Raw genomic sequence first — 12,333 nt, 5'->3', positions numbered from 1 at the left:
TGCAACACTTGGGGCGGCATTTTATTCTGTCAATCACGACAGGTGCACAAACCCGTCAGGTCGCGGACCTGTGGGTTGAGGCTGGAATTGGCGTTTTCTACTCATGGCCATACCGACACATGATGCGAAAGAGCGAAACAAAAAATGGAACTGATCCAGGTCAAACACCTCTTTGCGGTTTGGGACATGCGTAAGTTTGCCCACGGGGTTGAGAAGTGCCCCACACTGCCGTCTGGATCAGACAGCTGGTGGGTTGGCCAGGCGGTGAATTGTTCCAGTGTGAACGCGAACCATGTGTTGAACAGGTAATGAGTGGGAATAGGAGTGGAACATGCAATGTGTACAGATCGACTTGCAAACATTGGGTGCAGGCAATCGACGTCTTTGACTGACGTCAAAAACCAGCCAGGCACCTTTTGATGTAAGCCTCAAAGGTTTTACGGCGTATCCGAACACGCCGTCAGAGACTCATTCCCGACATACATAATCGAATACAGATTGAGACCGCGCTGATGCGTGCCCAATCTGTATTGCTTCGCAACCGTAGTGAACGCGGCACAACTCGCGCCGACGTCCTGATAAGAGCAGACATACAAACATGACTTCAAACCGCAAAGCCCGCCGCCGCTCGAATGCGCTTCTTCGACAGTCCAAAAAGCAGCGCAACAGACAGATTGCATTGGCCCTGTTGGGGTCCGCTGCTGGCGTGATGACGATGCCCCTGACTGCGGTCGCGCAGGCACAAATGGTTCCCAGCGCGCCACAATGTACGGTCGCAGGTACCACGGCCAATTGCAGTGGCGACTTGCAGGAGGGCATTGTCGTCAACGCACCTATCGACAGGTTGATTGTCAACAACGTCGATGCCCCTGGCATAGCGCCTGCAGCAGGGACCGATGGCATCTTTTTTGACGTCAATGACGGACGGGATATCACGATCATCGCAAATACCGCGGGAACGGCCGGAATTTCGACAAACGGGACGGGTGCGCGAGCGATTTCCGCGCAACGGTCCGGCGCAAGCGGCAGCGTCACAATCACGACGCTGGGCAACCTGAGGACCCAGGGCGGCAACGCCGAAGGGATCAATGTTGATGCACAGGATACTGACGGTACCGACACTGTTCGGGTCCTGTCGAACGGGCAGATCACGACGCAAGGGGACGGGTCCGACGCCATTGCGGTGACCAAATCGGGGGACGGCGCAGTCACTGTCGTTTCCACTGGGGCCATCACAACAGCAGGTGAGACCGCGCGTGGGATCAATGCCGAAGTTTCGGATGCGGGAAATGTCACGATCACCTCTGCGGCACCCATCACGACCAGTGGCGAGGAATCAAACGGTATCCGTGTCCGGGATGATGACGGCAGCGGCAATATCCTTGTAAACTCAAGCGGGGCAATCACCACTACAGGAAGGCGTGCCGAAGCGATTGAGGTCGAAAAGGGGGCCGGCGCGGGAAACATCACCGTGATCGCATCAGGCGACATTAGCACTCAGGGGCTCTCCGGAGGTATCCGAGTTCGCGCGGACGACCAAGGTACAGCGAATGATATTCTGGTCGTCTCAGAAAGCAACATTACAAACCAGGGCGATTTTTCCTCGGGAATAGAAGGTGAAAACTTTGGGGATGGAAACCTGACGGTTACGTCGTCGGGGGATATTTCCACCGAAGGTAACAGTTCTGACGGTATTGATGTCTATAACTCTTACGCTGGCAGTTCGGTTGTTAGATCCAGCGGCAACATCACTACTGAGGGGTCGTTTTCTGATGGAATTAGTGTCGATCAGTATAATAGCGATGACGATATACTGATTGTTTCCACCGGAGATATCGAGACGGATGGCAGCGCCTCAGAGGGTATCTATGCTGTGCGATACTCCGGTTCGGGCAATACCTCGATCACAGTTGAAGGCGACATCATAACCCGAGGACGCGCATCTGAAGGGATCCTCGCGACAGTAGACGAAGAAAGCACCGCAGGGAACGTGACCATCTCGGGCGATGGCTCGATCTCAACAATGGGCGAGTTTTCAGACGCAATTGGTGTCAGCCACGAAGCGGACGGCAACGTTTCGATCACAGCCGATGGCGATATTTTGACCCAAGGACGCAGTTCTGACGGTGTGTTTGTCGAAAACCTCAATGGCGGTGACGTCGAGGTTTCGGTCAGTGGCGCAATCGGAACCACGCAGGTCAATTCAAGAGGGATCAACGTCCTGAAGGATTACGGCGACGGTGATCTGAGGATTACCTCGACCGGTGATATTTCGACCCAGGGCAGCAACTCTGAAGGAATTCGGGCAGACCATAACGATGGCAATGGTGAGGTTTCGGTTAGGTCGTCCGGCAACATCAGCACTGCGGCTCAATTGTCCAACGCCATTGAAGTCGCGGCGTCGGGCGATGAATACACCACCAATGTAGAGATCGTCTCGGAAGGGGCGTTGTCGACCATCGGCAATTCTTCGGCTGGTATTGATGCAGAAAACGATACCAAAGGTTCGATCTCGGTCACATCGGAGGGAGACATCTCGACCGTGAGGGCCAACTCGCACGGTATATTCGGTGAAAACGTTGGCGGCGGTGCGACGACCATCAACGCGACCGGCGATATTGAGACCCAAGGGCAGAATTCCAATGGGATTGCCGCGCGGCAGGAAGATGGGACAGGCAGCCTTTCTATTGTGTCTGAGGGCCGAATTCAGACGGCCGGATTCCTGTCGGCGGGAATCGGAATCCGTCAAGTTGACACGACAAGCGACGTGTCTGTCACCAACGCCGGTGACATAACCACCGAAGGTTTAGGTGCCGGCGGTATTTTCGTGAACTCGCAGAATTCGGACACCGTCAATAACATTTTGATCACTTCGGAAGGGCGTATCTCGACAGCGGGCGACAGTTCCGCTGGTATTGATGTGATTGAATCTGGCGACGGTTCCATCACCGTGAACGTGACGGAAAACATCTCGACCGAAGGTCAAAATTCGCAAGGAGTTGTCGTTCGGAACCGTGACGGAGGGGATGCGACGATCAACCTGAATGCTGATATCACGACGCGTGGCATCGGATCTGACGGTATCATCGGGGCACGAACGAACGGTACCGGAGACACTCGGATCACCTCGACCGGCAATATCTCGACCTCTGGGAATGGGGCTGTGGGGATTAATACTCGGCACCTCTATAGCGGTGGTGACATCCAGATCGAGGCTTCGGGTAACATTTCGACTTTGGGCGAGGATGCACATGGGATCTCGGCCGTTGTGGACAGCGAAGGCAGTGCCGTAACAATCACCTCGAATGTGCGTATCAGCACAGAGGGCGAAGACGCGCACGGTATTGATGCATCTGCCGCACTGGACCGGACGGCCAACACCATCAACGTCACCTCGAACGAGGCGATCACAACACTTGGCCTGGGGGCCAGCGGTATCTTCGTCAACGAAGCCGGGTCTGGGGATATCAACATTACATCGACCTCTGAGGTCTCGACTGCCGGGGACATTGCGCACGGACTTTTTGCGCTGAACCGCGATGGCGGGAACACGACGCTGCGCGTCAGTGGTGATGTCACTGCACGAGGCACAAACGCGGACGGCGTTCGTGTTATCGCCCAGGACCTCAGTGGTTCGACGGTCGAAATCGCTGACGCGTCGGTTCAGGGTGGTTTGGGCGAGGGTGCCGGGATCAGCTTTGAGGCCGCAGGCGAAGGGGGCAACGTATTGAACACCGCGGGCGCGGTGACGATCTCTTCGCTTGGCGGAACTGCCATTCTTGGCACCGGTGGCACCACGATCAACAACATCGGCACGCTGAACACCGCAGAGAACGGAGCCATCCGATTGAGTGGCGGCACGAATGCATTCAACAACCGCGCTGGTGCAACGTTCAACGCCGGAGAAACGGTTGATCTGGGCGCAGGCGGTGTGCTGAGCAACGAGGGTGTGCTGTCACCCGGCGGGGAGGGCACGATTGCGACAACCTCGGTCACCGGGGGACTGGTACAGGGTGAAAACGGACGTTTTGTTGTCGACCTCGATCTTGATGCCGGGGCTGCGGATCGCCTAAATGTGTCCGAAATCGCCGATCTGGGCGGGCAGGTTCAGGTCAATGTCGTGAGCGGCACCGGGGCAACGCAACAGGTCACCATCCTTTCCGCGCAGGGCGGTGCCACAAACAGTGGCGTAACGCTTGATAATTTCACGATCAGTCCGATCCTGCAGGCAGAGCTTCTGTTCCCCAACGCAAATGACGTCGTTTTGTCTACCAATGTAGATTTTACACCCGCAGGTGCCGATCTGAACGCCAACCAATCCAACACAGCCAACGCAATCGGAACCGCGTTCCAGAACAATGACGCGACCCTGGCCCCTGTCACCGACGCGTTGCTAAATGGTGTTTCGAATGCGCAACAGCTGCAGCAGGCTTATGATCAACTCAGCGCGCAAGGCTATCTGGCCAGCAACGAGGCCACACTATTAACCGCACAGAACTTTACGGATCAGTTGTTCTCATGCCAGGTCAGCGGCGTTGAATATGCTGCAATCTCGGAAGGTAGTTGCCTGTGGCTGCGTCCGAAAACCCGACAGATCAATCGCGATGGAAACTCGGATACAGTTGGGTTTGACAGCCGGACCAGCGGGATCAGCCTTGGCGGCCAGATCGAGTTTCAGCCTGACTGGTTTGCGGGTTTTGCCCTTGGCTATCAGATGGGTGATATCACCACCGACTCTGGCGTGCGCAGCGATGTCGACAACTATTCGGTCGGGCTGAGCCTGAAGCGTACATTCGGTCGCTTCAGCCTGTCCGGTGCGATCTCGGGCGGGGTGGGGCAGTTCGACACGACCCGAGCGGTGACCATTGGCGGGTTCAACGGAACGAACCAATCCAGCTATGACCTGCGTCATCTCTCGGCCCAGATACGTGGGGCTTACCTGATCGAATACGATGCCGGCTACCTAAAGCCGCTGGTCGATGTGAATGTGACGCGCATCAAACGTGACGGTGTTACAGAAAGCGGCAGCGCGGCGACCGCTCTGACGGTTCAGGACGGCAGCGAGACCTATGTCTCGATCGCGCCTGCGCTGGAATTTGGTCGTGATCGGCAACTCAGCGACACAAGGTCACTGCGCCTTTATGGTAAAATTGGAGCGACCTTCTTTGCCAACACCGACACCACTGTGATGGCCCGGATCGGCGATGGCCCGAATTTCGACAACACCAGTGATATTGACCGGGTGTTTGGAGATATCGAGGTCGGTCTATCATTATTCGAAAAGGACAAAACGACCCTCCAACTGGGTTATCAAGGTCGCTTTTCAGGCGATACAAAGGTCAATGGTGCCTTTATCAAAGGCAGTATTCGGTTTTAATACCGCTTTCAGGCAAATCGTACCGGGGCGCGGCAGGCAGATTTTGCATCCACCTGCCGCGTCGTTGATAAGAAAAAAATGACAATGCAGGAAACCGTTGTGCAGGAAAATATACCTATCGGTCAGGGCGCTGCGTCCCAGCCTGCCGAAAGCCCCGAGGCGCGGCATGCCGCACAGTTCTCGGTTTCGGGCGGGTTTGTGCGGTTGCTGGACGCCCTCAATATTTCGGTCGGTGTGACGTCCTACCAGTCTGGGCGGCTTTATCTGCTGGGCCGCAACCCCAACGGCGGGTTGATGGTGAACGAGCAGATGTTCCAGCACGCTATGGGGCTGCATTATCGCGACGAAACACTTTATCTCGCTACTCAGGCCAATATCTATCGGATGCCTAATATTTTACGCTCCGATCAAGTCATGGACGGGCAATTTACCGAGTGTTTTGTCCCCCGCACGACGCATCTGACAGGATATCTGGATGCCCACGACATCGGTGTTCAGGCGGATGGAAACGTGGTGTTCGTCAACACGCGCTGTAACTGCATCGCCGAACTATCCGACACGCACGCATTCAAACCGGTCTGGAAACCGGGGTTCATATCCGCGATTGTGGCCGAGGATCGCTGTCATCTGAACGGTATGGCGATGCAGGACGGCAAACCACGCTATGTCACCGCTGTCAGCAAATCCGATACGATTGACGGTTGGCGTGATCGCCGGGCAGATGGCGGCGTCGTCATCGATGTTGAGCGGGACGAGATCGTGTGCGAGGGATTGTCAATGCCGCACTCTCCGCGGCTGTATCAGGGAAAACTGTGGGTTCTGAACTCGGGAACGGGCGAGCTGGGCTGGATTGACATGACCCAGCAGGACCCGCGCCAACGGTTTCAACCCTTGGCCTTCTGCCCGGGCTTTTTGCGTGGCCTGGCTTTTTATGAAAATTTCGCATTTGTGGGCCTGTCCAAGCCTCGGTACGAGCGGTTCGAAGGGCTTGCGCTGGACCAGAGGTTGAAGGACGCAGACAGCGCGCCGTGGTGTGGTGTGCAGGTGATTGATCTGAACACCGGAACCTGTGTGCAATGGTTTCGTATCGACAGCGATATCGCTGAACTCTATGACGTCGAAATCCTGCCCCAGACCTCTTGTCCCCGGTCTTATGGGTTCCTGACGAACGATGTTTTTGAGATTATTACTGGGATGTCTGTTTAGCCGTCCTTAAGCCCTCGTGTGGTTAACGGAACCGCTGAGCTCTGTTGCGCATTTAGCGATGGCACAGCGGCTTCTGACAGGGTCGACTGGCCGGGTGAGGAGCGGAGGTTGCGGCAATCGTCCAAACCCCAACCTGTTTCTGGGAGGAGATCAATTCACAAACGCGCATTGCGTCCTGTTCGTTTAAGCGGCGTCCTCCTCCGGAGGTTCTTTGGCACCGGTCATGAAAGCCACGGCGTCGGACATTGTGTAGTCCTTGGGGTCAATCGTGCAGAGCCTTTTGCCCAGTCGGTGCACATGGATGCGATCGGCGACTTCGAAGACATGCGGCATGTTGTGGCTGATTAGTATGATCGGAATGCCACGTGCCCGCACATCCTGAATAAGTTCGAGAACTTTCCGGCTCTCTTTCACCCCCAACGCAGCCGTCGGTTCATCCATGATAATGAACTTGGTAGCAAAGGCTGCGGCGCGGGCGACGGCCACGCCCTGGCGCTGTCCGCCAGACAGAGTCTCGACCGTTTGATTGATGGATTGAACGGTCATCAGGCCAAGCTCGGTCAGTTTTTCACGGGCGAATTTTTCCATCGCGGGGCGGTCAAGCTGACGTAGATACTTGCCCATGAACCCCGATTTCCGGATCTCACGCCCCATGAACATGTTGTCCGCAATCGACAGGGCAGGAGACATGGCAAGTTGCTGATAGACGATCTCGATCCCCATGTTCCGGGCGTCGATCGGTGAGGTGAAGTTCACCTTCTTCCCTTCGATCAGAATATCGCCCTCATCCGGGATCGTGGCGCCGCAGATTGCTTTGACGATGGATGATTTGCCTGCACCGTTGTCCCCGATGACCGCGAGGATTTCACCCTGACGCAATTCAAAATCGGAATGGTCTATGGCGGTCACATGCCCATAGCGTTTGACGATCCCACGGCCCTGGACGACTGGCGTAGTGTCTGACATTAGCCCGATACCTTTCTGATCCACTGGTCGACCGCGACCGCTGCGATGATGAGAAGTCCGATAAGGAGGAAGGTCCACTGCGCATCCGCGCCCAACAGCCTCAGACCTAAGGTGAACACGCCGACGATCAGTGCGCCAAACAGCGACCCCAGAATGGATCCGCGCCCGCCGAAAAGCGAGATGCCGCCGATCACGACCGCTGTGATGCTTTCGATGTTGGCCAATTGGCCAGATGTTGGTGAGACTGACCCGATGCGGCCGATCAAAGCCCAGCCGGCAAAGGCACAGATAAGACCGGATAGCATGTAAACAGACATGAGTGTTCTGTGGACGTTAACACCGGATAGCTCGGCTGCTTCCGGGTCGTCGCCGACGGCATAGACGTGTCGCCCCCAAGCTGTGTGTTTAAGCGCGTAGGCCAATACAAAGATCAGGACGAGCATGAATAGGACGCCAACAGTGAATGTTGCACCGCCGATGCTGAATTTGGTGCCGAAAAATTGCAGAAACGGGGCGTTTGCTTCGATATCCTGGCTGCGTATCGTCTCGTTTGCGGAATACAGGAAATTTGTTGCGAGAATGATCTGCCACATTCCAAGCGTGACGATGAATGGAGGAAGTTTGACGCGGCTGACAAGCCAGCCGTTGAGTGCACCGATTAGGGTTCCGACGCCAAGTCCGCACATGACTGCGATAGGTACTGGTATGCCGTATCGGAACGAGAATTGTCCCATGATAACGGAAGAAAAAACCATGATCGCGCCCACACTTAAATCAATGCCTGCAGTCAGAATGACAAGGCTCTGTGCGGCGGCCACAATACCAACGATCTGAACCTGTTGCAGGATCAGGGTCATTGCGAAGGGTGAAAAGAATTTTGACCCCAAAAGCAGGCCAAAAATCAAAATCGCTCCGACCAGAACGATCAGAGGTACGAGGGACGGGTTGACGTGAAGCAGATGCTGAAGCTTGCCCAGCACACCACGACGAGGGTCGTCAAACTCGGCAACAGTGTCGGCTCGACTGGTGGCAGTTTCAAATTCTTGGGCTCTTTGGTTCGCTTCGGACATATCTCCCCCTTTTCGTGGCTGGCTCCGTGACCACGAAATCAGCTTACAGGAAGTTTCAGTTTGCTGGTGAAAGGAATGGTAAGGCGCCCTTGCGCGCCTCACCTGATAGGTCTGCGTTTAACCCCAGCAGAGCTCCAAACCTTCTGCAACAGAAATTGACTCCACGCCGTCAACGGGTTGATCGGTGATTAGAGCAACACCGGTGTCGTAGAAGTCTTTTCCGGGTGTATTTTCCGGCTTCGTCCCTTCGTCGGCCCATTTTTTGACGGCCTCAACCCCCAATGACGCCATCAAAAGCGGGTATTGCTGGCTTGTGGCCCCGATGACTCCGGCCTGTACGTTCTGTACGCCGGGGCAGCCGCCGTCGACCGAAACGATCAGCACGTCATTTTCACGTCCGATGGATTTCAAAGCCTCGTACGCGCCCGCCGCTGCGGGTTCATTGATCGTGTGAACTACGTTGATCGCCGAATCCTTGGCCAGAAGGTTCTCCATGGCACGGCGCCCACCTTCTTCGTTGCCGTCGGTCACGTCACTGCCGACCAGACGTGCATCCGTTTCGTCGCCAATAACATTGGGATCCGCCAGTTCAACGCCAAAGCCCTCAAGGAATCCTTGATTGCGCAAAACGTCCACGGTTGGCTGGCTGACATTCAAGTCCAGCGTCGCGATCTTTGCGTCTGCGGCAGCATCGCCCATTTTAGCCTTTGCCCATTGTCCGATCAGCAACCCGGCCTTGTAGTTGTCCGTCGCAAATGTGGCATCGGCTGAATCAATCGGGCTAAGGGGCGTGTCCAGCGCGATTACCAACACACCGGCGTCTCGCGCTTGTTTAACGGCAGGCACGATTGAGCTTGTGTCGGATGCTGTAAGCAGAATTCCTTTTGCACCGTCGAGGATGCAGGTTTCAATGGCCTGAACCTGAGTTTCGTGGTCACCATCAATTTTACCGGCAAAGGCTTTCAGCGTCATGCCAAGTTCTTCGGCCTTGGCTGTCGCACCTTCTTTCATTTTTACAAAGAAGGGGTTGGTGTCGGTCTTAGTGATCAGGCAGACGGTTTCCCCGGCAGCGTGAGCAGATGCAGCACCAAACGTGAGAACGGTCGCAGATGCGGCTAGCTTGAGTAGACTTCTCATATTCTCCTCCCAGAAAATTGTTGTGGCCCCGCGCGGCGCGCCGGCAAGACTCGCCTCCATCCCTAAATGAAGGTCCTGTTCAAGAAACTGTGATTCTGGCCTGCCTGTCAATAAATAAATAAAGTTTATTTATTAATTTGCCCGAGCGTCTTTTCATAAGAAAACAAGGTGGTTATGTTCAGGGTTATGGAGAAAGAGGCGCTAAAAATACTGACCGGCGGGGTAAGCCAAAGCGGTGTTCGCGATCACAATGAACGTCTGATTTTGACGGTTTTACAACGACATGGACCGACAGCAGGTGCCGACGTCGCGCGGCTGACCGGCCTGTCCCCACAGACCGTATCAATCATTTTGCGCAAGCTCGAAAAGGATGAGATTCTCAAGCGTGGAACTCCTCTGCGTGGAAGGGTTGGTAAGCCGTCGGTTCCCATGGAGCTGAACCCGGAAGGCATCCTGTCAGTCGGAATGAAAATCGGTCGGCGCAGCGCCGATCTGCTTTTGATCGACTTCACCGGCAAGCCCCGCCATCAGATTTCAACGACCTACGATTATCCGTTGCCTGAGGCCGTGTTCGGGTTTCTGGAAACAGGTTTGGAAACGCTTCTGGCCCATGAACCCCAAAAACTTCGCGATCGCGTGTGCGGGATTGGAATTGGAACTCCATTCGAGCTTTGGAAATGGCATGATTTGTCGGGGCTGGCGGCCAAGAAATTCAGCTCTTGGAAAAATGTGAACTTCTTCTCCGAGGTAGCCAAATTCAGCGACCTACCGGTATTTGTCGTCAATGACGCAACAGCCGCTTGTCACGCCGAGCACCTCTATGGCCGCGGGGCTGAATATCGCGATTATTTCTACTTCTTCATCGGTTCGATGATCGGCGGCGGGGTTGCATTGAATGGCACTGTGTTCGAAGGCAATCAGGGCAATGCCGGGGCGTTGGGCGCGATGCGCACCACAGGGCCATTGGGCGAAAGCCAGCAATTGATCGATAGCGCTTCGCTGTTTTTGCTTGAGGGCAGGCTGATCGAAGCGGGTGTTGATCCGGGTGTTCTTTGGAAATCGCCACAGGATTGGAGCAGCATTTCCAGGTATGTCGAACCATGGATTGGAACGACTGCACAGGAATTGGCCAAGGCCGCGCTTTCAATTTGTGCTGTCATCGACTTTGAGGCCATTTTCATAGACGGTGCGTTTCCGACGAATGTGCGGGAAGAACTGGTCTCACGCGTGCGCCGCTATCTGGTTAATCAAGACAAACGCGGATTGATCCCACCGGTTGTCGAAGCCGCTGCGGTTGGAAAAAACGCCCGCGGTATTGGGGCGGCCAGCAGCCCGATTTTCCGCCAGTTTTTATTGAACACGAATGCAGGGCTTTCTGGGATGTAGCCGAAGTCCACGTGCTTATTTCGCGCACGGTCAAGGACTTGGGCGCCAAGTCTGGGATACAGTATTGGTCAGGAATCGCGGCCGCAAAACAGGACCAAAACTAAGCGAAGACTTTGGCCACGTCATCGCTAGTTTCTTTTTCACGCGTCAGCTTAAGAGCGATGCTTGTCAGTCCGAAAACAATAAATGGCAGCATCAGCAAATTTTCAAGCCTGGGGTAAACGGCGTCAATTTCTGACAAACGTTCGAACAGATGTGTGTGAAAAACCAATGCCCGAGTGGTGAGCTTTATGATGAAGATCGCTGTTACAACGACAAAAAACTGCAGAACAATATTCCAAGTTCTGACGGGTTTCCCAAAATCTGCCACGCTAAGCCGCGATGAACCAAGTACAACTGCAAAAAACCACATGACGATGGAACATTTTACCGTAATCGGTGTTGTCGGGCTATTTAGAACAAAGATTGACCCCAAGATTATTCCACTGGTGGTAAATGCAAAAACAGCAGCGAGTGCACGGGCAGAAAAATGAACTTTGCGCAGTGCGATTATATCGTCGGATACATCTTCATCAGGTATCGGCCAGAGCGCATGAAGGCTGCCGATAGTGCCCAGACAAATGTACAAGACTCCACATCCCAACGCGAGAAGCGGTGCGATGTTGGCTGGAGCCAGCCAAGCCACCAAGGGCGCGTCAAATGCTATCACCCCTGTCAAAGTGATCATGACACCGCCGAACAGGCATACTGCAACCTGAATTAAGATGTGTCGTACCTTATAGGGCGCGACGATCTTTTCGTTCAGCCCAGGTACGCTAAATAGCGCGAGGATGGCGACAAGGCCGGCAACGGTGAAATATGGAATAATGCCCAGATCGGATCTGATATTCCAATCAAGCTGTTGCACCAGATACGACACTGACAATGCGACTGTCAAAGTGGTGATCGCGATGACAATTCTCAGCAATAAATGATGAGCTATTAGTAAAAACCAATTCATAGGTGGGGCTTATTCGGGAAACTTGGCTAAACTGCGACGTGTTTGTTTCTTTGCGGCGCGACCTGAGTAACCAATCAGGTTCCTCAAGACCATTCCCAAAACCATGTTTGATGAACGTTTCTTCCTAGGTTGGCATTGAGGCCTCTGCCGTGGATGGAACACTGCGATCTTCGGTTTTCCCGGTTCCAGAT

The 12,333-nt window shown here is 54.7% G+C and carries 7 protein-coding genes; 3 read left to right on the top strand and 4 right to left on the bottom strand.

The window, feature by feature from the left end:
* Positions 1-709: 709 nt before the first annotated feature.
* Together AC2FIS_RS20740 and AC2FIS_RS20735 are read left to right on the top strand one after the other, a co-directional pair.
* Entirely contained in the window at positions 710-5,377 is a 4,668-nt protein-coding gene (locus AC2FIS_RS20740) for an autotransporter domain-containing protein (protein ID WP_496775199.1), read from the top strand.
* Between the two features lie 78 nt (positions 5,378-5,455).
* The gene (locus tag AC2FIS_RS20735; RefSeq protein WP_496775198.1) at positions 5,456-6,583 is read left to right on the top strand and encodes a TIGR03032 family protein; all 1,128 of its coding nucleotides are present in this window, start codon (positions 5,456-5,458) and stop codon (positions 6,581-6,583) included.
* A 183-nt stretch (positions 6,584-6,766) separates the two neighbouring features.
* Here the strand turns inward: AC2FIS_RS20735 and AC2FIS_RS20730 are convergent, their stop codons facing one another.
* The 3 genes from AC2FIS_RS20730 to AC2FIS_RS20720 all read right to left on the bottom strand — a co-directional run bounded on the left by AC2FIS_RS20730 (position 6,767) and on the right by AC2FIS_RS20720 (position 9,756).
* Complete coding sequence (locus tag AC2FIS_RS20730; protein WP_282119243.1) at positions 6,767-7,549, bottom strand: ATP-binding cassette domain-containing protein; 783 nt, start codon at positions 7,547-7,549, stop codon at positions 6,767-6,769.
* Positions 7,549-8,619, bottom strand: a complete 1,071-nt coding sequence (locus AC2FIS_RS20725; protein ID WP_496775197.1) for an ABC transporter permease — start codon at positions 8,617-8,619, stop codon at positions 7,549-7,551. The genes AC2FIS_RS20730 and AC2FIS_RS20725 overlap by 1 nt, the downstream gene beginning before the upstream one ends.
* Before the next feature lie 117 nt (positions 8,620-8,736).
* Positions 8,737-9,756: a sugar ABC transporter substrate-binding protein gene (locus AC2FIS_RS20720; protein ID WP_109311180.1), complete on the bottom strand. Its 1,020-nt coding sequence runs from the start codon at positions 9,754-9,756 to the stop codon at positions 8,737-8,739.
* 186 nt (positions 9,757-9,942) lie between these two features.
* Between AC2FIS_RS20720 and AC2FIS_RS20715 the strand changes: the two genes are divergently transcribed.
* Complete coding sequence (locus tag AC2FIS_RS20715) at positions 9,943-11,142, top strand: ROK family transcriptional regulator (RefSeq protein ID WP_496775233.1); 1,200 nt, start codon at positions 9,943-9,945, stop codon at positions 11,140-11,142.
* Positions 11,143-11,242: 100 nt separating this feature from the next.
* Here the strand turns inward: AC2FIS_RS20715 and AC2FIS_RS20710 are convergent, their stop codons facing one another.
* Positions 11,243-12,142 carry a hypothetical protein gene (locus AC2FIS_RS20710; RefSeq protein WP_496775196.1) on the bottom strand — a complete coding sequence of 300 codons (900 nt, stop codon included), beginning with the start codon at positions 12,140-12,142 and terminating at the stop codon, positions 11,243-11,245.
* Positions 12,143-12,333 lie beyond the last annotated feature (191 nt).

The sequence above is a fragment of the Ruegeria sp. CDSB113 genome, assembly GCF_059611045.1.
This window is presented reverse-complemented; position numbering and strand designations above follow the sequence as displayed.